The organism is Streptomyces sp. NPDC049627 (assembly GCF_044465645.1).
Classification (GTDB): domain Bacteria; phylum Actinomycetota; class Actinomycetes; order Streptomycetales; family Streptomycetaceae; genus Streptomyces.
In genome coordinates this window covers 358,667-380,396 of record NZ_JBITLW010000010.1, presented here as the reverse complement: position 1 = coordinate 380,396, position 21,730 = coordinate 358,667, and the positions used below count along the sequence as shown (strand labels likewise).

The window sequence follows — 21,730 nt, the reverse complement described above, 5'->3', positions numbered from 1 at the left end:
CCCCGCTCCGCCCCCCTCCCCCTCATCCCGCACACCATCACAGAGAGGTCCCGATGGACGACGCCATCAAGTCCGCCACCAGGGAATTCGTCGGCAAGTACGTACGTAACCGCGAACTCGCCGACAGCGATGACCTGTTCGCCTCCGGCTTCGTGAACTCGCTCTTCGTCATGCAGCTGGTGATGTTCGTCGAGAGCGAGCTGTCGACCCCGGTCGCCGACGAGGACCTTCAGATGGACAACTTCCGCAGCGTGGACGCCGTGGCCGCCTTCGTGGCGCGCAAGGCCGCGGCCACGCCGGCCGCCTGACGACCACAGGGGACGCACGATGCAGTTGACGGCGCGGCAGGAGAACCTGTTCGCGGAAGCACGGTCCTACGTGGCACAGGAGATCGCCCCGTACGCCGGCACATGGGACGAGAACCAGGCCGTGCCCGAATCGGCCGTCGCCGGCTTCGCCGAGCGCGGCCACCTCGGCGCACTGGTGCCCCGGGAGTACGGCGGCGCCGGGCTCGACGCGGTCTCCTACGGGCTGCTGAACGAGGCGGTCGGCTACGGCTGTTCGTCGATGCGCAGTCTGCTGACCGTGCACAGCATGGTGGTGCACGCGGTGACCCGCTGGGGCAGCGAGCGGCAGCGCGCCCACTGGCTGCCCCGCCTCGCCGGCGGCGAGAGCGTCGGGGCCTTCGGTCTCTCCGAGTCCGAGGCCGGCAGCGACGCCGGACGGCTGCGCACCACGGCGCAACACCTGCCGACGGGCGGCTACACCCTCACCGGCGGCAAGATGTGGACCACCTTCGGGCAACGGGCGGACGTCTACCTGGTGTTCGCCCGGCTGGACGGCCGGATCACCGCGTTCCTCGTCGGACGCGACGCACCCGGGCTGGAGGTCGTACCCGTCACCGGCATGCTCGGCACCCGCGCCTCCCTCTTGGCCGAACTGCGGCTGGACGACTGCCGGGTGCCGGCCGACGCCCTCGTGGGACGGCCCGGCTTCGGCCTGTCGGCGGTGGCCACCAGCGCGCTGGACATCGGCCGTTACAGCGTGGCGTGGGGGTGCGTCGGCCTGCTCGCCGCGTGTGCCGAAGCCGCCATGGCGCACGCCGACGAGCGCGTCCAGTTCGGCAAGCCGCTGGGCGAGCACCAGCTGGTACGCCGCATGATCGCCGACATGGTCACCGACACGACCGCGGCCCGGCTGCTGTGCCTGCGGGCGGGGCAGCTGAAGGAGGTGGGCGACCCGGCGACCGTGAACGCGACCTGGATGGCCAAGTACTTCGCCTCCGTCAAGGCGTTCCGCGCGGCGGCGGACACCGTACAGATCTTCGGGGCCGCGGGCTGCGCCGAGGGCCACCCGGCCCAGCGCATGCTCCGGGACGCGAAGATCATGGAAATCATCGAGGGAAGCACCCAAGTGCAGCAGGACTACCTGGCGCAGGCCGCCCTGCGGGAGCGTGCCGTATGAGCGAGACCGGCAAGACCGTGAAGTGCGTGGTGTGGGACCTGGACCACACCGTCTGGGACGGTGTCCTGCTGGAGGACGGGCGGGTCACGCTGCGACCCGGCGTCGCCGACGCCATCCGCACCCTCGACGAGCGCGGCATCCTCCACTCGATCGCCAGCCGCAACGACCACGCGGCCGCCATGGCCCGGCTCGAAGAACTCGGCCTGGCCGAGTACTTCCTGCACCCGCAGATCAACTGGGGTGCCAAGTCCGCGTCCGTGCGGTCCGTGGCCGAGGCGCTGAACATCGGCCTGGACGCGATCGCGTTCATCGACGACCAGCCCTTCGAGCGGGACGAGGTCTCCTTCGAACTCCCGCAGGTGCGCTGCCTGGACGCGGCCGTACTCCCCGAACTGACGCGTATGCCCGAGCTGATGCCGCGCTTCGCCACGCAAGACTCCCGGCGCCGCCGCGAGATGTACCGGGCGGACCAGGTCCGCAAGGACGCCGAGGAGAAGTTCGACGGCGCCCAGGACGAGTTCCTCGCCCGCCTCGGCATGCGGTTCGAGATCGCCCCCGCGGGCGAGTCGGACCTCCAGCGCGCCGAGGAACTGACCGTCCGCACCAACCAGCTGAACACGACCGGCGTCACCTACTCCTACGAGGAGCTCGACGCCTTCCGCACGTCGGACCGCCACCTGCTGCTGACCGCCTCCCTGACCGACCGGTACGGCCCGTACGGCACCATCGGGCTGGCCCTGGTGGAGACGGGGGAGGAGGACTGGCACCTCCGGTTGCTGCTGATGTCCTGCCGGGTGATGTCGCGCGGCGTGGGCACCGTTCTGATCAACCACGTCAAGCGGCGGGCCCGGGACGCGGACACCCGGCTGATCGCGGACTTCGTGCCGACCGATCGCAACCGGATGATGTACGTCTCCTTCAAGTTCAACGGTTTCGAGGAGATCTCCCGCCAGGACGGTCTGGTGCGGTTCGCCGCCGACCTGTCGTCCATCCCGCCGGACCCGGCCTACCTCGACGTTCGCGCAGCCGGCTGACCGGCTGACAGGGGGCCGGCCACCGGGCCGGCCCCCGCTTCGTCACACTCGCTCCGCACACCGAGGACACATGATGACTCTTTCCCAGAAGAAGGCGCTGGTCACCGGGGGCTCGCGCGGCATCGGCCGCGGGGTCGTCGAGCGGCTCGCCGCCGAGGGCGCCGACGTGGCCTTCACCTACCGCGAGCGTGAGGCGGAGGCCAAGGAGGTCGTGGCGGCGGTCGAGGCCGCGGGGCGCGCCGCGCACGCCATCCGCGTGGACCTCACCGAGGTCGCCGAGGTGCGCCGCACCATGCTGGAGGCGCACCGCCTGCTGGGCGGACTGGACATCCTGGTGAACAACGCCGCCGCGGCGGCCACCGCCACCCGCATCGAGTCCGTGACGGAGGAGGAGTTCGACAGGGCGATGGCGGTCAACGCCCGGGCCGTCTTCTTTTCCCTCCAGGAGGCCTCCCGGCTGATGAATGACGGTGGCCGCATCATCAACCTCTCGACCGCCAACACCGCACTGCCGGTGCCGGGCGTGTCGCTGCACGCCGGCAGCAAGGCGGCCGTCGAGCAGTACACCCGCGTGGCGGCCCAGGAGCTCGGCGCGCGCGGCATCACCGTCAACGTGATCTCGCCGGGTGCCACCGACACCGAGCTGCTGCGGGCCAACATCACCCAGGAGGGCCTGGAGCTGGCCGTCAGGATGACGCCGCTGGGCCGGATCGGTGAGCCCGCGGACATCGCCGGCGTGGTGGCCTTCCTCTGCGGCCCGGACGGCGGCTTCGTCAGTGGCCAGAACCTGCGCGTGACCGGTGGCATGGTCTGACCCACCGCACCATACGAAGGGAGCCCGGCCGGTCGGCAGACCGGCCGGGCTCCCTTCGTTCCGGGGCGCGTCCTTCAGGCCGCTCTCAGCTCCTCCGCCGCGGGTTCCACGGCGGTCGGCGTCCGGTCGCCCCGACGGGCCGCCAGGCGTTCCCGCAGCAGCCGCACACGTCGGAAGACCGCCTCGTAGTCGGCGTCGCGGACGATCACGGCGTCGATGGCCATCATGGCGAAGCCGAACGTCATCAGGCCCATGCCGGCCATGATGCCGAGGTGCATCCCGGCGACGGCCAGGACGACCGCCTCGCGCAGCCACCGTCGCGAAGTGAGCGCCGCCGGGACGACGAGCAGCTGCACGGTGATGGCGAAGTAGCCGACCAGCGTCGTCAGGACCAGGCTGTCCATCAGCTGGGGGAAGGCGGAACTGTAGGTGTACTGCCAGACGTGGCTGATGTAGTACAGGGCGGTGCCCTCCTGCCACTGCGGTGCGGCCACCTTCCACAGGGCGGAGACCACGTACACCACGCACGCCTGGAAGACGATCAGCACGGCCGCGGTGTTGTGCAGTGAGGTCCGCAGCCGCGGTTCACCGGCGCGCCGCTCCAGCCGCGCCCGGACGCGCTTGGCCAGGGGGCTGAAGTGGGCGTTGACCGTGGTGCCCAGCAACAGGATCAGCACGATGCCGGTCAGCGCGTCGCCGCCCTCCCACATCGTGTAGTTGCGGTGGTAGATGGAGGTCATGAACACGGCGTGCAGCACCGTCAGGCTGCGGGAGCCGAGCACCGTCCAGGCGACGGACACCGCCAGGCCGGCGAAGTACACGAGGTTGAACCAGGTGCTGCTCTCGCTGAGCGCGTACAGCGAGAAGATGTTCTTGTCCTCGGTCAGGGCCTGGAAGGCCGCGAAGCCGGAGTAACTGTCCGGCCCCCAGAGGAACTCGCGGTAGGGGATGTTGGAGACGTAGTACAGCGTGGTGCTCAGGCCCAGCAGGATGCGGCAGAGGGAGAGGCCTACGAGGTACTTCGGCCGGCTGGACACGCTGCGCAGCGCCCTCGCGGCGGATTTCTTCAGTTTGTCCATGGCTGGGCTCCAGGCCGGTAGTCGAACCAACCGAGGTCGGTGAACACCTCGGAGCGCGGGTCTTCGGGCGAGTGGCGCACGTCGAAGCGCTTGACGGGTGTGTAGGTGTAGTAGGCGCGCAGCCGGGTGACCTCGCCGTCCAGGTGGAGGTCGTCCACCAGCGGCGACAGCACGGTGGCGGTGTCCGTCTTCGCCGCCTCCCGCAGGGCCTTCAGTTCGCTTTGCCGGCCGGAGAAGTCGGAGAGGGCCTTCTTGCGCGCCTCGTCGACGGACACCTGCTTGTCGTGCAGGCTGCCGAGCTCGACGCCGAGGTACAGGCCGACCGCGCCCATGCGGTTCGGGGCGAGGCGGATCTCACGGGCGGTGTCGGCCATCTTGCGGGACAGCGACACCGGCTCGGTGGTGTGCCTGCCGGTCGCGTTCTCGTACTCGACCTGGTAGAAGACCTCGCCGTTGTAGTCCACCGAGTACGGTGCGAGGAGCATCCAGCTCTGCCGGAAGTAGGTGTCGGCGACGGGAGCGACCGCCTTGTACGCCTGGGTCCGCGCGGGTGAGACCGGCGCGTTGACGATGAGCGTCATGGCGACGAAGGCCAGCCCGAGCAGCGGCGGCAGCGCCATGCTCAGCAGCCGCCACCGGCTGGTCCCGGCTCGTGGTGCCGTCATGCCCGGGGCTCCTGTTCCTGCGCCTCGGGCCGGGGACCGGTGCTGCCGGCGATGCCCCAGCGGTGGGCGGGAACCGGGGTGAGGACCACCCAGGTCTGGTCCCGGATGTCCTCGCCGAACACGTTCACCGTCGCCCGGGTGAGCTGTTCGACCAGTTCCCGCTCGGTCTGCTCGGTCAGGCGCTGTTCGAAGATCTTGACCTCGATGAAAGGCATGGGTGGTCCTCCTGTCAGACGGTGGCGGCCGTGCCGCCGCGGATATTCGCGGCCGCGCCCGTGACGGCGCCGAGTCCGGCGGTCAGGGCGTCGACGAGATGGTCGACCTGGGAGTCGAGCAGCCCCGGGTGGCAGGGCAGGTTCATGTGCTGCTCGAACCAGAGCCGTTCCGCGACCGGGCATTCGCCGGGGCCGTGGCCGCGGAAGCGCCACTCCGGCGTCAGGTGCAGGGGGAAGTAGCGCAACTGCACCTCCACGCCCCGCTGGTCGAGTTCGCGCAGCAGGGCGTCGCGCATGTCCCGGTCGCGCACCAGGAAGGTGTAGAGGTGGTAGGCGTGTTCGACGCCCTCCGGCGCGCAGAGCGGCCGGGCGCCGGGGAACGCCGCGATGACCTCGTCCAGCCTGCGGGCGATCAGTCGGCGGCGCTCCACCAGCTCGTCCAGCCGGTCCAGTTGGGCCAGGCCCACCGCGGCCGCCGCCTCGGACATGGTGGCGTTCGTGCCGGCGTTGCGGATGCCGGCGCAGACGCGGTCGTAGATCTCGTCGGAGAACATCATCCAGGGCAGCGCGGCGGGCGCCTTTGCCGCATCCGTCCCGCCGTGCGCGTAGACGCCGTCCACCTCGTTGTTCCGGTAGCGGCTCACCCGTTGCGCCCAGTCGTCGCGGTCCAGGGTGATCATGCCGCCCTCGCCGAGACTGGTGATGTTCTTGGTGGAGTGGAAGCTGAAGGTCGCGATGTCGGCCAGAGCACCGGGCCGACGGTCGCGGTACGTGGCGCCGAGCGCGTGCGCGCTGTCCTCGATCACCGTGATGCCGCGGGGCCGGGTGAGGCTCATGATGGCGTCCATGTCCGCCGGGCAGCCGCCGTAGTGGACCAGGATCACGGCCCGGGTCCGGTCGGTGATCAGCGGCTCCAGCGCGGCCGGGTCCATGTTCAGGGTGAGCGGGTCGATGTCGCAGAACCGGACCTTGACGTCGAGGTCGAGCAGCGGCTGGATGCTGGCCTGGAAGGTCTGCGGCGTCACCACGACCTCGTCGCCCGGGGCCAGGTCGAGCAGTTGGATGGCGATCTCCAGGGCCACGGTCCCGCTCGTCACCGACAGGGCGTGCCGGGCGCCGACATGACGGGCGAAGGCCTGCTCGAACGCCTCCCGCCACCCCCCGGCGGAGAGCGGGGCGTCCGAGGAGACGAGTTGTGCCAGAACGTTCAGTTCGCGATCGCCGATGACGCTGCCTCGACGGCCGCCCGGCACGACGTAGCGTTGCTGCATACGGGAGGTACCCCCATGACTCGAAGGCGTCCCGCGCCGTGCGGGACGTGGGCTGTTGGGTGCCCGCGCGGCGGCGCGGGGGCACGCGGGCGCGCCCCCGCGAGAGGGTTCGTCGCCCGTGCGGCGGGCCCTCCCGCAGGGGCGTACGCGGTCAGTCGGCGGCGGCCAGGCGCTGCGCGAGCTCCACGGTGAGTGCCTTCTTGTCGACCTTGCCGAGGCCGGTCAGAGGGAAGGCGTCGATCACTTCGAGGCGGTCCGGCAGCTTGTACTCCGCCAGCCCCCGGGCGCGCAGCAGCCGCTTGAGCTCGGGGAGGCGGGGTGGTTCGCCGGCCGGTACGACGAAGGCGCAGACCCGTTCGCCCATCAGCTCGTCGGGCATCGCCACCACGGCGGCCTGCTGGATCCCGTCGTGCGCGGCGGTGACGTGCCGCTCCACCTCGGTGGCCGAGACCTTGTCACCGCCGCGGATGACGACGTCCTTGACCCGGCCCTGGACGACCATGTCCCCGTCCTCGGTGAAGCGCACGAGGTCACCGCTGCGGTAGAAGCCGTCCTCGGTGAACGCGCGAGCGTTGTGCTCCTCGGCGCGGTAGTAGCCGCGCAGGGTGTACGGGCCGCGGGTCAGCAACTCGCCGGTCTCTCCCGGGGCCACGGGCCGGTCCGCGGAGTCCACCACGCGGATCTCGTCGGCCGGGGAGATGGGCCGGCCCTGGGTGGTGAGCACCCGGTCGAGGGGGTCGGTGTAGCGGGTGAAGGTGAGCAGGCCCTCGGCCATGCCGAACACCTGCTGCAGCCGGCAGCCGAGGGCCGGGGTGATCCGGGCGGCCACCTCCGGGTGGAGTTTCGCGCTGCCGATCTGGAGGACCGAGAGGCTGCTCAGATCCCGCTCGCTCCACTCGGCGGCGTCCAGCCACATGTGGGCGATGGTCGGCACGCAGGAGGTCATGGTGACTCGCTCCCGCTCGATGAGCGCGAAGCACTCGTCGGGGTTCGGCGTCCTGGCCAGCACGACCGTGCCGCCCCTGCTCAGGGTGCCGAGCACGCCCGGGCAGCCCCAGGTGAAGTTGAACTCGATGGGCAGGACGGCGAGGTAGACGGTGTCGCCGTCGAGTTCGCAGACCTCCGAGGCGGCGCGGATCTGGTAGGCGTAGTCCTCGTGGGTCCGCGGGATGAGCTTGGGCAGCGCCGTCGTGCCGCCGGACAGAAGGAAGAACGCGGCGTCCGCCGGATCCGCGCCGGCCGGCGCGTCCTGGCCCGGGACCGGGACCTCGGTGGCCGAGAGCTCCGCCAGCGAGCTGTGCGGGCCGGGGTCGCCGAGGACGAAGACCTCGCGCAGCGAGGGGACCGAGGCGCGGACCGCCGTGGCCAGTTCGCGGTGGTCGAAGCCCTGGTGGACGTCGGGCACCACGTAGGCGACGGCTCCGGAGTGGGAGCAGAGGTGGCTGATCTCGTGGTGCCGGTGCGCCGGGAGCGCGAAGACGGGCAGTGCGCCGAGCCGGAACAGACCGAAGCAGACGGCGACGAACTCAGGGGTGTTGGGCAGCTGGACCACGACCCGGTCGCCCGGCTGAACGCCGCGCGAGGCGAAGCCCGCCGCCAGCCGGTCCGCCCAGGCGTCGAGTTCGGTGTACGTCACGCGCCGGTCACCACCGACGAGGGCGGTCCGGTCGCCGTACGCGGCGGCCCAGCCGCGCAGCAGCTGTCCCAGCGTCTCCCCCCGCCAGTATCCGGCCTCCCGGTATGCCGCCGCGGTGGCCTCCGGCCAGGGAACGCATCCGTCCAGCATTTTCAGTCCTTTTCTCCAGCCATCGCAATCGATGGTTTTCGGGCTGATATTTTGGTGATGCTAACTGAGCCGTCAGTGTTCGGAAACCATCAATATCCGACGCTTTAGGGTGCGGTACAACACGTCAATAGCCCCTTTTAAGGGGCCTTTTAGCGGTGGCGGCTAGGGTTGATTCCAGTTGAGTCATCAGACGGATCCGAACGGTGCGGTGTGGCAAATTGAGTAACCAGGGTGTAATTCCCGGGAGCAAGTCGGACCTGCAACGCGTGCTCGCCGAACGGCTCGGTGTCGGCACCTCCGAGGTGGCGGACGACGTGAATCTCCAGGATCTCGGCCTCGACTCGATCGGCGTCATGGGCATCGTGTCGGGCTGGCAGCGCAACGGCCTCCGGACTGAAATCGCCGAATTCACCGCAGCGCCCACCCTCAAGGCCTGGTGGGAGCTCATCTCCCGCTAGTCCGCAGCAATCCATTTGGAGTCACGATGCAATTCGGCGTGAATTTCTTTCCCGTTGTCGACCCGGCGAAGAAGAGTGCGAGCGACTACTTCGACGAGGCCCTGCGGTTGGTGAGCCTGGCCGAGGAGCTCGGCTTCGAGCACGCACAGTGCGTTGAGCACTACTTCTCCCCGTACGGCGGCTACCTGCCCGACCCGGTCACCTTCCTCACCGCCGCCGCCGCGCGCACCAGCCGGATCCGCATCGGCACCGGAGCGGTCATCCCCGCCTTCACTCACCCGCTGAAGCTCGCCGGCAAGCTCGCGATGCTGGACAACCTCTCCCACGGGCGGCTCGACGTCGGCTTCGGCCGTGCCTTCCTGCCGCAGGAGTTCGAGGCCTTCGGCATCGACATCGACGAGAGCCCGGCGCGCTTCGCCGAGGGCGTCGAGGTCTGCCGTCGCCTGTGGTCCGAACAGGACGTGGTCTGGGAGGGCTCCTTCCACCGGTTCGGCCCCGTCACGATGCTCCCGGAGCCCGTCCAGAAGCCGCATCCGCCCATCTTCATCGCCTCCGCGATGAGCCCGGCCTCGTGCGCCGCCGCCGGGCGCGCCGGCCACCACCTCCAGGTGGTGCCGTCGGTGACCTCCCGCGAGCAGCTCCAGTCGATGCTGGCGGGCTACCGCGAGGCCTGGCGGGAGGCCGGCCACCCGGGCAGCCCGCGCATCCAGATCAAGTACACGTGCTACGTGGCCGAGGACCGCGCGAAGGCGCTCGACCTCGCCGAGACCTTCGAGGTCAACTACGTCGAGCACATGGCCGAGGCCGTGGCGAGCTGGGGCCGGACCCGCAGCGACGCGTACCGCGGCTACGAGCAGTTCGTGGAGAAGGTCAAGAACTACGACTTCCGGCAGTCGCACGCCGACAACAAGGTGCTGGCCGGCACCCCGGACGAGGTGCGTGAGCAGATCGCCGTGCTCGTCGACTGGTTCGGCGCGGACCCCACGCTCAGCCTTCAGTTCAACCCCGGCCACCTGCCCTACGAGGACGCCGAGCGTGCCATGAGGCTCTTCGCCGAGCACGTGATGCCCGCGTTCACCGGCCTGGAGCAGGCGGCATGACCCGGACGCCCGACGCGGACGTCGCGGTGGTGGGGCTGGGCGCCTGGGGGTCCTCGGCCCTGTGGCAACTGGCCTCGCGCGGCGTGCGCGTGCTCGGCTTCGAGCGGTACGGCCTGGGCCACCCCTTCGGCGCGTCGCACGGCGGCACCCGGATGTTCCGCGTCACCTGCCTTGAGCACCCCGGTCTCGTCCCGCTGGCCAAGCGGTCCCGGCAGCTGTGGCAGCAGCTGGAGACCCTCACCGGCCGTGCCCTCTTCGACCAGGTGGGCGCGGTCCTCATGGGCCCCGCGGACGGACACATCGCGGGCGGTTCGCTGCGCGCCGCCCGCGAGCACGACCTGCCCGTGGACACCCTGACCGCGGGCCAGTTGAGCCGGTGGCTGCCGCAGCACGCGGCGTTCCAGGACGGCGACATCGGCGTCCGTGAGCCGGAGGCCGGGCTGATCCGGCCGGAGGAGGCCGTCCGCGCCGCCGTCGGCGCGGCCGCCGCGGCCGGCGCCCGGGTCCACACCGACACCCGCGTCACCGCTGTCGAGGTGACCGGGGACGGGGCGATCGTCCGCACCCCCGTGCGCGACTTCCGCGTCGGACAGGTCGTGGTCACGGCCGGCCCCTGGCTCGACACGCTGGTGCCCGGCCTGCCCCTGGAGACCGTGCGCGTCCCGCAGACCTGGTTCCGGCCGACCGGCGACCCCACGCCGTTCACGCTCGACCGGCTGCCGCCCTTCATGCGGGAGCTCGGCGGCCGCGGCGCCATCTGGGGCCACGGTTCCCACGGCGGCCCGGACGTCAAGCTCGGCCTGGAGGACGGCGGAAGCGCCTTCCGGGTCACCCCCGCCGACGACTGCGACCGCGGCGTCACACCCCAGGACTGGACCGCGGTCGCGGGCCTGCTGGCCGAGGCGGTGCCCGGCATGGGAGCCGCGCCGTCACGGACGGAGATCGGCATGTTCAGCCGCACCCCCGACAAGCAGTTCCTCATCGGCCGCCCGCACGGAGACCCACGACTGGTCATCGGCGGCGGCTGCAACTTCCACGGCTTCAAGCACTCCACCGGCATCGGGGAGGCACTGGCCGACATCGTCCTCGGCCGACAGACCAGCTGTCCGCTGGACTTCACCGATCCCAACCGATTCCTGTAAGTCCTCGCCGGGAGAAAGTCTCAAGCATGCGCGATCGGGAAGAGGCACGCCGACCGCTCACCGGGGCCCAGCTCGGTGTGTGGTTCGCCCAGCAGGTCGATCCTGCCAACGCGGCCTACAACACCGCCCAGTACGTCGAGGTCGCAGCGCCCGCCGACGCGGCCCGCCTGGAGCGGGCGCTGCGTCGCGCGGTCGCCGAGACCGACGCCCTCACCGTGCGGTTCGTCGTGCACGACGGGCAGCCCTGGCAACGGCCGGCACCGCTCGCCGGGCCGCTCCTCGACGTGGTGGACCTGAGCGCCGAGACGGACCCGGCGGCCGCCGCCGACCGGTGGATGCGCGAGGACGCCGCCACCGCCGTCGACCTGCTGCGCGGGCCGCTCTTCCACACCGCGGTGCTCGTGCTCGGACCGGACCGGTTCCGCTGGTATCTGCGCTGCCACCACACCCTCCTGGACGGGTACGGCTTCCAGTTGCTGGCCGCGCGCACCGCCGAGCTCTACACCGCCGAGGCGGCCGACGCGCAGCCCCGCCCGCGCTGGTTCGGCAGCCTCGACGACCTGGTCGGCGCCGAAGCGGGCTACCGGTCCTCCGAGCGCTTCGAGGCCGACCGCGCCTACTGGGCCGAGCGCATGGCCGGCGCCTCGGACGCCGTCACCCTCGCCCGCCGGCCCTTCGACGGCCCCGCCGCGGACCCCCTTGCCGTCGGCCCCGCCCGGATCCCCGACGCGCGGCAGCCCGGGCGGGCCGCCGACCATGCGGCCGACCGGGCCGCACTCGTGGTCGCCGCGCTCGCCGGCTATCTGCACCGCATGACGCAGGCCGAGGACATCACACTGGGCGTCCCCGTGGCCGGCCGCTGGGGCGCCGCCGCCAAGACCCCCGGCGTCGTCGTGAACGTGCTGCCCCTGCGCCTGTCGGTGCCGCGCGGCACCACCGTGGCCGCCCTGCTGGAGCACGCCGCCGAGCGGCTGCGCGAGCTCCGCCGCCACCAGCGCTACCGCAGCGAGGACGTCCTGCGCGACCTCGGCATGGTCGGACGGCAGCTCATCGGCCCGCTGGTCAACGTCAAGTACTACGACCGGGAGTTGGACTTCGCCGGCCGCCGGGCGACCGTCACCACGGTCGCCCCCGGGCCCATCGACGACCTCTCCGTCGTCGTCGGCGACGACCCGGAGACCGGCGCTCTCACCATCGCCTTCGAGGCCAACCCGGACCGCTACGGCGAGGCGGAGCTGGCCGCCCACCACCGGCGGTTCACCGGCTTCCTCACCGCCCTGGCCGAGGCGGACCCCGGCACGCCGCTCGCTCGGATACCGGTGCCCGCGAGGGCCCCGCGCTCCGCCCGCCCCGTCCAGGGTCCCGCGCCGCGCGGCGCCACCCTGCACGAGACGTTCGAGGCCCAGGCGGCAAGCACGCCCCACCGCACCGCGGTCACCAGCGGCGGGACCCGGCTCACCTACCGGGAGCTCAACGCGCGCGCCAACCGCCTCGCACGACTGCTGCTGCGCCGGGGCCTGGGTCCCGGGCGGCTGGCCGCCCTGGCCCTGCCACGCGGCGCGGACCTGGTGACCGCGCTCCTCGCCGTCCTCAAGACGGGAGCCGGCTATCTGCCGCTCGACCCCCAGTACCCCGCGGACCGCCTGCGGTTCACGCTGGAGGACGCCGCCCCGGCCTTGATTCTCTGCGACGCCGAAGGCGCCGATCGCGTACAGGGCGGCGTGCACCCGGTGCTCCTGGACGACCCCGCGGTCACCGCCGAGCTGAACGAGCTCTCCGGCGCCGACCTGACCTCCGCCGAGCGTCCGGCCGGAGCCGGCCCGCAGAGCCTGGCCTACGTCATCTACACCTCCGGTTCCACCGGCCGGCCCAAGGGCGTGGCGGTCACCCACCACAACGTGCTGCGCCTCTTCCAGCAGACGGACCACTGGTTCGGCTTCGGCGCCGACGACGTGTGGACGCTCTTCCACTCCTACGCGTTCGACTTCTCGGTGTGGGAGATCTGGGGACCGCTGCTGCACGGCGGCCGACTGGTCGTGGTGCCCTTCGACACCAGCCGGTCCCCGGCCGACTTCCTGCGGTTGCTCGTCCGGGAACGGGTGACCGTCCTCAACCAGACCCCGTCGGCCTTCTACCAGCTGGTCGCGGCCGAGCGGGATCGCCCGGACCTCTCCGGGCGGCTCGCGCTGCGGTACATCGTCTTCGGCGGCGAGGCGCTGGAGACACACCGTCTGGAGGACTGGTACACACGCCACGGCGACGTCGCGCCCCGCCTGGTCAACATGTACGGCATCACCGAGACCACCGTGCACGTCACCTACGCCGCCCTCGACCGCGAGACGGTGCGCGCCGCCCGGGGCAGCGTGATCGGCGAGCCGATCCCCGACCTCGACGTGCATGTGCTGGACCGCGAGTTGCGGCCGGTGCCGGAAGGCGCCACCGGCGAGATCTACGTGGCCGGCCCCGGCCTGGCCATGGGCTATCTAGGGCGGCCCGGCCTGACCGCCGAACGCTTCGTGGCCGACCCCTTCGGAGCCCCGGGCAGCCGCATGTACCGCACCGGCGACCTGGCGTGCGTGCTCGACGACGGCAGCCTGTGCTACCTCGGGCGCGCGGACAGCCAGGTGAAGATCCGCGGCTTCCGCATCGAACTCGGCGAGATCGAGGCCGCGCTCGAACGCCACCCGGACGTCGACCGGGCCGCGGTGGTCGTCCGCGAGGACCGGCCGGGCGACAAGCGCCTCGTGGCATACGCCGTGCCGGCCGCCGGCGTGCGACCGGACACCGCAGGCCTGCGCGGTCACGCCGCGGGGATCCTGCCCGCCCACATGGTGCCCTCCGCCGTCGAACTGCTCGACGCGCTGCCGCTGACCGCGAACGGCAAGCTCGACCAGCGGGCCCTGCCCGCGCCCGCCGCCCCCGTCGCCACCCCGGCGGCGGCCGAGGGCACCTCGCGGGAGGCGACCGTGGGCGCGCTGTTCGCCGAGATCCTCGGCCTGCCCGTCGTCGGCGCCGACGACAACTTCTTCGACCTCGGCGGTCACTCGCTGCTCGCCGCCAAGCTGATCAGCCGCATCCGCGCCGAGCTGGGCGTCGACATCACCATCGGCGCGCTGTTCGAGAACCCGTCGGTCAACGGGATCTCCGGTCTCCTCGGCGACGCGGACTCGGCAGTGCCCGCCCTGCGCCCGGAGCCCCGCCCGAAGACGGTGCCACTGTCCTTCGCCCAGCGCAGGCTGTGGTTCCTCAACCAGGTCAAGGGGCTGTCCGCCACGTACAACGTGCCGCTGGCGCTCCGGCTGTCCGGCACTCTCGACATCCAGGCGCTCGACAGCGCGCTGGGCGACGTGCTCGTTCGGCACGAGAGCCTGCGCACGCTCTTCCCGCAGACCGCCGGGGTCCCGCGCCAGCTCGTCAGGCCCGCCGCCGACTGCCGCATCGAGACGACGGTCGTCGAATGCCGGCCCGAGGAGCAGCCGGAGCGGATACGCACAGCCCTGGAACAGGGCTTCGAGCTGGAGACCGAACTCCCGCTGCGGGCCATCGTGTTCCGCACCGGCCCCGCCGAGCACACGCTCCTGGTGGTGATGCACCACATCGTCGCGGACGGCTGGTCCGTCACACCGTTCACCGAGGACCTCGCCACCGCCTACGCGGCCCGGTGCGAGGGCCGCGAGCCCGACTGGCCGGCCCCGCTGCCCGTGCAGTACGCCGACTACAGCCTCTGGCAGCGCCGGGTGCTGGGCGACGAGGGGGCTCCCGGCAGCCGGATGGCCCGGCAACTCGCCTACTGGACCGAGCAACTGGCCGGCCTGCCCGAGGAGCTGCCACTGCCCGCCGACCGGCCCCGCCCGCTCGTGGCCGGCTACGGAGGCGGCACCGTGCGCGGCCGGGTCGACATCGCACTCCACTCCCGGCTGCTGCGCCTGGGCCGGGATCGCGGAGCCACCCTCTTCATGGTGCTCCATGCCGGTCTCGCCGCCCTGCTCACCCGCCTGGGCGCGGGGGAGGACATCCCCCTCGGCACCCCCGTCGCGGGCCGCGGCGACGAGGCGCTGGACGACCTCGTCGGCTGCTTCGTCAACACCCTCGTGCTGCGCACGGACACCTCCGGCTCACCGACCTTCCACGAGCTGCTCGACCGGGTCCGCACCACCGACCTGGCCGCCTACGGGCACCAGGACCTGCCCTTCGACCGGCTGGTGGAGGTCCTCAACCCGCCCCGTTCGCTGGCCCGGCACCCGCTCTTCCAGGTGATGCTGGCGCTGCGCGAGCCGGCCCGGGACGTCACCGCCATGCCCGGCCTCACCGCCCGCGTGGAGTCCTGTGACACCGACAGCTCGCGGTTCGACCTGTCCTTCGTGTTCAGCGAGGTGACCGGGGCGGACCGGACACCCGGCGGCGTCGACTGCTCGCTCCAGTACAGCAGCGACCTCTTCGACCGGGGGACGGCGCAGCGCCTGCTGGCCCGCCTCGTGCTGCTGCTGCGGGCGGCGGCCGACGCCCCGGACGTCCCCATCGGCCTGCTGGAGATCCTCACTCCCCGGGAGCGCGAAGACCTGCTGGAGGACTGGCAGGGCCCGCGGCGCGAGCTCGCGGACGCCACCGCCGCCCAGCTCTTCGAGGCCCAGGCGGCCTCGGTCCCGGACAAGACCGCCGCCGTCTTCGAGGGCGCCCGGCTCACCTACGCCGAGCTCAACGCCCGTGCCAACCGGCTCGCCCGCCACCTCGTCGCCCAGGGCGTCGGCCCGGAGCAGGTGGTCGCGTTGGCGGTGCCGCGCTCCCTGGAGATGGTCGTCGGCATGCTCGCCGTCTTCAAGGCGGGGGCGGCCTACCTCCCTGTGGACCCGGACTACCCCGCCGACCGCATCCGCTACATGCTGGAGGACGCGCGGCCGGCCCAGGTGCTGACCACCACCGAGGCCGCCCACGTACTCCAAGGCCCGGTCACCCCCGTCGTCCTGGACGATCCGGAGACCGCGGCCCGCGTAGCGAACCTGCCGGCCAACGATCTGACGGACGGCGAGCGCCGCGCCCCGCTGCTTGCGGCGCACCCCGCGTACGTCATCTACACCTCGGGGTCCACCGGGCGGCCCAAGGGCGTGGTGGTCTGCCACACCGGTATCCCCGGCCTGCTCGCCAACCAGATCGAGCGGTGCGCCGTCGGACCGGACAACCGGGTGCTCCAGTTCGCCACCGCGAGCTTCGACGCGGCCTTCTGGGACGTCGCCATGGCGCTGTTCACGGGCGGCACCCTGATCCTGGCCCCCGTCTGGCGACTGCTGCCCGGCCCCGAACTCTCCGAACTCGCCGCCGCCCACGACATCACCCATGTGACGCTGCCGCCGTCGGTGCTGGCGATGCTGCCCGTCGAGGGCGGCCTGCCGGCGTCCACCACGATCGTCGTGGCCGGGGAGGCCACCCCGGCCGACCTGGTCGCGCGATGGTCGCGCGGCCGGCGGATGGTCAACTCCTACGGCCCCACGGAGATCACGGTCTCCTGCGCGATCAGTCCGCCGCTGGGCGCCACCGGAGAGCTGCCGATCAGCCCGCCCTCGGTGAACACCCGCCTCTACGTGCTGGACCGCCGTCTGCGGCTGGTCCCGCCGGGCGTGCCGGGCGAGTTGTACGTGGCGGGCCCCGGCACGGCCCGCGGCTACCTGGGACGCCCCGACCTCACCGCGGCCCGCTTCGTGGCAGACCCGTTCGGTCCGCCCGGCACCCGTATGTACCGCACCGGGGACCTCGCCCGCCGACGCCCCGACGGCCGGCTGGAGTTCCTCGGCCGGGCCGACGACCAGGTCAAGATCCGTGGCTTCCGGGTGGAACTCGGTGAGATCGAGGCCACGCTGAGCGCCCGCGAGGACATCGCCCAGGCGGCGGTCGTGGTCCGCACGGAGCGGCCGGGCGACCAGCGGCTGGTGGCGTACGTGACGGTCGCGCCCGGCGCCGCCGCACCGCGGGACCTGCGGACCTGGCTGGCCTCGTCGCTGCCCGACCACATGGTCCCGTCCATCGCCATCACGCTGGACGCACTGCCGCTCACCCAGTCCGGGAAGATCGACCGGATCGCACTGGCCGCGCGGCCCGTGTCCTGGACGACGGATACGGCGTCGTACGTCGCCCCCGGCGAAGGGCTGGAGCGACGCATCGCCGAGGCGTGGTGCGCGGTACTGGGCCTGGAACAGGTGGGCGCCCACGACAACTTCTTCGACGTCGGCGGCCACTCGCTCATCCTGGTCGCCCTGCAGAAGCGGCTCGTCGAGGAGCTCGGGCGCCCGGTCCCCGTCGTGGACCTGTTCGCCCACCCCACCGTGGCCGCGCTCGCCGCGCACCTGTCCGCCGCGGAGCGGAGCGGCGGGCCGGCGGCACGGCGCGGCAACGCCGACCGCGCCCGGCAGCGCGCCGGACTCCAGCACAAGGCCATGGCCCGCCGGGCCGCCGACAGAAAGGGAACGCAGCGCAATGGCTGACGACTCGCAGACAGTGCGGGACCTGGACATCGCCATCGTCGCCATGGAGGGCCGCTTCCCGGGGGCTCGCGACGTGGCGGAGTTCTGGGCCAACCTGGTGGCCGGCGAGGAGTCCGTCCGGCCCGTCGGCGACGAGGAGTACCTCGCCGCGGGCGGCGACCCGGCCGCGCTCGGCGACCCCCATCTCGTCAGGGCCGCCGCGGCGATGGAGGACGCCGACCTCTTCGACGCGGACTTCTTCGGCCTGCGCGCCGAGGAGGCCGAGATGATGGATCCGCAGCAGCGCGTCTTCCTGGAGGTCTGCCACCACGCGCTGGAGCAGTCGGGCCACGACCCCGACCGCTTCGACGGAGTGATCGGCGTGTACGGCGGGGCCAGCCAGAGCAGGTACTACCTGTCCCATGTGCGCCCTCGCCTCGACGAGTCGGCCGAGCCGCTGCGGGCCTGGTCGGCGTCCATGGGCAACGACCCCGGCGTCTTCGCCACCCGCGTCGCCTACGCGCTCAACCTGACCGGGCCCGCGCTGACCGTCCAGACGGCCTGCTCCACCTCGCTGGCCGCCATCCACCTCGCCTGCCAGGACCTGCTGTCCTACCGCTGCGACGTGGCGCTCGCCGGCGGCTCCTCGATCAACCCGGCCGCCAAGCGCGGCTACCGCCACACACCCGACGGCCCTTTCTCACCCGACGGGCACGTCCGGGCCTTCGACGCGCGGGCCGAGGGCATGGTGCCCGGCGACGCCACGGCGGTGGTCGTACTCAAGCGGCTGACCGACGCGGTGGCCGACGGCGACCGGGTCCGGGCCGTCATCAAGGGCACCGCGGTCAACAACGACGGCAGCCGCAAGGTCGGATTCACCGCGCCCAGCCCGCTGGGCCAGGCCGAGGTCGTCCTTGCCGCCCACGCGGCCGCCGAGGTCGACGCCGACACCATCGGCTACGTGGAGGCCCACGGCACGGGCACACCGGTCGGCGACCCGATCGAAGTCACCGCGCTCACCCAGGCGTTCGCGGAGACGACGACGCGCACCGGGTTCTGCGCCCTCGGATCCGTCAAGACCAACATCGGGCACACCGACACCGCGGCCGGCGTGGTGGGCCTGATCAAGGCCGCCCTGGCGGTGGAGCAGGGAAAGATCCCGCCCACACTCCACTACAACTCCCCGAACCCGCTCATCGACTTCGACTCCTCCCCGTTCCACGTCAACGACCGGCTCACCGAGTGGCCGGCCGGTCCGACGCCGCGCCGAGCGGGCGTGAGCTCCTTCGGCATCGGCGGGACCAACGCGCACGCCGTCCTGGAGGAGCCCCCCGTGGCCCCGGCGCGGGAAACCGGCGCGGGCCGGGTCCTGCTGTCCTGGTCGGCCAGGTCCGCCGAGGCCGCCGACCGGCTCGGCGCCCTGCTGGGCGACCACCTCGCCCGCACTGCGGACCTCGCCCTCGGCGACGTGGCGCACACCCTGCGCGCGGGCCGTCGGACGTTCCCGCACCGCCGCTTCGCCGTCTGCCGCGACCGTGACGAGGCGGTGGCGCTGCTCCGCGCCCCCGGACCCGCCGCCCCGCCCGTCGACGGCCCGGCCGAGCGACCCGTCGCCTTCCTGTTCCCGGGCGGCGGCGCACAGTACGAAGGCATGGGCCGCGGCCTGTACGAGACCGAGCCGGTCTTCCGGGAGGCGCTGGACCGCTGCGCCGCCATCCTGGAACCCGTCCTGGGCTTCGACGTGCGGACCGCCCTGCACCGCGGGGAGGAAGGCCCCCGGTCGAGCCTGCTGCCCGGGCTGGTCGCGACCGAGTACGCCCTCGCCACCCTGCTGATGTCCCAGGGAGTCAGGCCGCAGTCGCTCATCGGGCACTCGGCCGGCGAGTACACCGCGGCCTGCCTGGCCGGGGTGATGTCCCTGGAGGACATGTTGCCGCTGGTCGCCAAGCGGCAGTGGCTCCTGGAGCGGGCCGGCGGGGTCGCGGTGAGCGTCCGGCTCGGCGAGCGGGACCTCGGCGCCCACCTCACCGACCGCGTCTCCCTGGCCACGGTCAACGCCCCTGCCCTGTGCACCGTGTCGGGCCCGGAGGAGGACATCCGGGAGCTGGAGGCACGCTGGGACGTAGACGGCATCGAGTACCAGCGGGTCCACTTCCCCAGCGCCGTGCACTCCTGGCTGCTCGACTCCGTCCTGGACGACTACGCGGCGGAGCTCGCCAAGGTCACCCTCCGTCCCCCGGCCATTCCCTTCGTCTCCAACGTGACCGGCACCTGGATCACCGACGCGGAGGCGACCAGCCCCGACTACTGGCTGAGGCACACCCGCCGGACCGTGCGCTTCGCCGAGGGGCTGGCGGAACTGCGCGCGGGCGGCGAGCCCGTCCTGGTGGAGGTCGGACCGGGCAGGATCCTCACCCGGTGCGCCCAACTGCAGTTCGGCGACGCCGTGCCCACGGTCGAGACCATGCGCCACCCGCGCGCCGACCAGCACGACCAGCACGTGCTGCTCACCGCGCTCGGCCGGCTCTGGCAGGCCGGCGCGCAGCTGACGTGGGAGGACGGGGAGAATCACGCGAACGGCGAGGACGAGCGGCGCGGCCGCCGTGTTCCGCTGCCCGGCTACCCCTTCGAGCGCAAGCGGTACTGGCTGGACGAGGTCCGCCCCGCCGCCTCCGCCACCGGGACCACCGCCGGCCGCGGCGCGGTACGCGACCTCGCGGACGCCGAGCAGGAGCTGCGCCGGAGCACCGAACTGACCACGGTGCCGGCGTCGCTGCGCGCGGACTTCGACCGGCTCGCCGCGCTGCGGGCCGCCGCATTCCTGCGGACGGCGGGCGTGGACACCACGGCCGGCCGCACCTACACCCCCGAGGACCTCATCGGCCGGCTCCGGCCGGCCGGACCGTACCGCAAGCTGCTCGACGCCCTGCTGCACATGCTTCAGGAGTCGGGGGTCCTGGCCCGCGAGGGCGACATGCTGCGGTTCACCGGCAGCGGCGCCGACGCCGCGGAGGAGGAGCGGCTCACCCGGTCCGTCACCGAGCGGCACCCGTCGCTCGCGAAGGACCTGGAGCTGCTCGACACCAGTCTGGCCCGCTGCGCGGACGTGGTGCGGGGCGACATGGACGGCACCGCGGTGCTGACCCCCGACGGCCGCACGGACCTCACCGCCGGCGTGCTCGAAACGCACATGGACGAGGGCGACTTCACCCTGTACCGCACGCTGCTGGCCGAGCACGTCGCGGAGCTGGCGCGAGCGGCGGGCGGCCGCCCGTTCCGGATCCTGGAGGCGGGCGCCGGGCGGGGACGGCTGACCTGGACCGTGGCCGAAGCCCTGCGGGGCATCCCCGGAGTGCGGTACCACGTCACCGACCTGGGCCGGTCGTTCGTCCTGGAGGCCGAGCGCGAGGCCGCGCGGCGCGGGATCGACTTCATGTCGTTCGGCGTGCTGGACATCGGTCAGGCCGTGGATCCCGACACGCTCGGCGGCGCCTTCGACGCGGTGCTGGCCTTCAACGTGCTGCATATCCCCGCCGACCTGCCCGAGTGCGCCCGGAACGTCCAGCGGCTGCTGGCCCCCGGCGGCCGGCTGTACGCGCTGGAGACCGTGCGGATGCCCTGGGCTTCCGAGCTGTCGGTGGGGCTGCTCCCGCAGTGGTGGGCGTTCGCGGACGACCTGCGCCGGCACTCGCCGATCCTGCCGGCCGACGGGTGGCGCGAGTTGCTCGTCTCGGAGGGCTTCGACGAGGTGCGCGTCCTCAGCGACGAGCGGGCGGACCGGTCGCTGATCCCGCACGCCCTCATCGCCGGCCGCCGCCCCGCCGCGGGCGCCGCCGGGGCGACCACCGCCCGGCCCGGCGCCGAGCCCGCTCGGACGCCGGAGCAGACCGGTGCGGGACGACAGCCGCGGCCCGCCCTCGACATCGCCCACCGCGCCCCGTCGACCGACACCGAACGCGTCGTCGCCCGGCACTGGGAGGAGATCCTGCGCGTCGACGGCATCGGGGCCGACGACAACTTCTTCGACCTCGGCGGCGAGTCCCTGCTCGCGCTGCAACTCGTCAATCGGCTGCGCGACGAACTGGGCGTCGAACTGCGGGTCAAGAAGCTCATGGAGAAGCTCACCGTCGCGGCGATGGCCGCCGAGGCCGACGCCCTGCGCGGCAACGCGGACACGGCCCCGGCCTCCCGGATCGCCCCCAGCGCCCGCCGCGGGCGGCGCGCCGGCTGATCGCCCGTTCCCACCGCCG

At 72.5% G+C, this 21,730-nt stretch carries 14 protein-coding genes; 9 read left to right on the top strand and 5 right to left on the bottom strand.

The window, feature by feature from the left end; all coding sequences use genetic code 11:
- The first annotated feature begins 53 nt into the window (after positions 1–53).
- The 4 genes from ACIBU0_RS28055 (at position 54) to ACIBU0_RS28040 (ending at position 3,312) form a co-directional block, all read left to right on the top strand.
- Positions 54–308 carry a phosphopantetheine-binding protein gene (locus tag ACIBU0_RS28055; protein ID WP_398823667.1) on the top strand — a complete coding sequence of 85 codons (255 nt, stop codon included), beginning with the start codon at positions 54–56 and terminating at the stop codon, positions 306–308.
- 19 nt (positions 309–327) lie between these two features.
- A complete protein-coding gene (locus ACIBU0_RS28050; RefSeq protein WP_398823664.1) occupies positions 328–1,464 on the top strand; it encodes an acyl-CoA dehydrogenase family protein in 1,137 nt (378 codons plus the stop codon).
- Positions 1,461–2,498, top strand: coding sequence for an HAD-IIIC family phosphatase (locus ACIBU0_RS28045; RefSeq protein ID WP_398823661.1), 1,038 nt, complete (start codon positions 1,461–1,463; stop codon positions 2,496–2,498). The genes ACIBU0_RS28050 and ACIBU0_RS28045 overlap by 4 nt, the downstream gene beginning before the upstream one ends.
- 70 nt (positions 2,499–2,568) lie before the next feature.
- Entirely contained in the window at positions 2,569–3,312 is a 744-nt protein-coding gene (locus tag ACIBU0_RS28040; protein ID WP_398823658.1) for an SDR family oxidoreductase, read from the top strand.
- Between the two features lie 74 nt (positions 3,313–3,386).
- On the opposite strand, the gene ACIBU0_RS28035 is transcribed toward ACIBU0_RS28040, so the two are convergent.
- From ACIBU0_RS28035 to ACIBU0_RS28015, 5 genes are all read right to left on the bottom strand, one after another.
- Positions 3,387–4,391, bottom strand: a complete 1,005-nt coding sequence (locus tag ACIBU0_RS28035) for a hypothetical protein (RefSeq protein ID WP_398823655.1) — start codon at positions 4,389–4,391, stop codon at positions 3,387–3,389.
- The gene (locus tag ACIBU0_RS28030; RefSeq protein ID WP_398823652.1) at positions 4,379–5,056 is read right to left on the bottom strand and encodes a DUF5819 family protein; all 678 of its coding nucleotides are present in this window, start codon (positions 5,054–5,056) and stop codon (positions 4,379–4,381) included. The genes ACIBU0_RS28035 and ACIBU0_RS28030 overlap by 13 nt, the downstream gene beginning before the upstream one ends.
- Complete coding sequence (locus ACIBU0_RS28025; protein ID WP_398823649.1) at positions 5,053–5,271, bottom strand: 4-oxalocrotonate tautomerase family protein; 219 nt, start codon at positions 5,269–5,271, stop codon at positions 5,053–5,055. Before ACIBU0_RS28025 ends, ACIBU0_RS28030 begins: the two co-directional genes overlap by 4 nt.
- A gap of 14 nt (positions 5,272–5,285) precedes the next feature.
- Positions 5,286–6,542: a DegT/DnrJ/EryC1/StrS family aminotransferase gene (locus tag ACIBU0_RS28020; RefSeq protein ID WP_398823646.1), complete on the bottom strand. Its 1,257-nt coding sequence runs from the start codon at positions 6,540–6,542 to the stop codon at positions 5,286–5,288.
- 151 nt (positions 6,543–6,693) lie between these two features.
- The gene (locus ACIBU0_RS28015) at positions 6,694–8,328 is read right to left on the bottom strand and encodes a (2,3-dihydroxybenzoyl)adenylate synthase (RefSeq protein ID WP_398823643.1); all 1,635 of its coding nucleotides are present in this window, start codon (positions 8,326–8,328) and stop codon (positions 6,694–6,696) included.
- A gap of 266 nt (positions 8,329–8,594) precedes the next feature.
- Between ACIBU0_RS28015 and ACIBU0_RS28010 the strand changes: the two genes are divergently transcribed.
- From ACIBU0_RS28010 to ACIBU0_RS27990, 5 genes are read left to right on the top strand one after another with little or no spacing between them, the layout of a single operon-like run.
- Positions 8,595–8,786: a phosphopantetheine-binding protein gene (locus ACIBU0_RS28010; RefSeq protein WP_398823640.1), complete on the top strand. Its 192-nt coding sequence runs from the start codon at positions 8,595–8,597 to the stop codon at positions 8,784–8,786.
- A gap of 38 nt (positions 8,787–8,824) precedes the next feature.
- Positions 8,825–9,886: an LLM class flavin-dependent oxidoreductase gene (locus ACIBU0_RS28005; protein WP_398823637.1), complete on the top strand. Its 1,062-nt coding sequence runs from the start codon at positions 8,825–8,827 to the stop codon at positions 9,884–9,886.
- A complete protein-coding gene (gene solA / locus ACIBU0_RS28000; RefSeq protein ID WP_398823633.1) occupies positions 9,883–11,028 on the top strand; it encodes an N-methyl-L-tryptophan oxidase in 1,146 nt (381 codons plus the stop codon). Before ACIBU0_RS28005 ends, solA begins: the two co-directional genes overlap by 4 nt.
- A gap of 26 nt (positions 11,029–11,054) precedes the next feature.
- Positions 11,055–17,501, top strand: a complete 6,447-nt coding sequence (locus ACIBU0_RS27995; RefSeq protein ID WP_398823630.1) for an amino acid adenylation domain-containing protein — start codon at positions 11,055–11,057, stop codon at positions 17,499–17,501.
- Positions 17,494–21,711: a type I polyketide synthase gene (locus ACIBU0_RS27990; RefSeq protein WP_398823627.1), complete on the top strand. Its 4,218-nt coding sequence runs from the start codon at positions 17,494–17,496 to the stop codon at positions 21,709–21,711. The genes ACIBU0_RS27995 and ACIBU0_RS27990 overlap by 8 nt, the downstream gene beginning before the upstream one ends.
- The last annotated feature ends 19 nt before the right edge of the window (positions 21,712–21,730 follow it).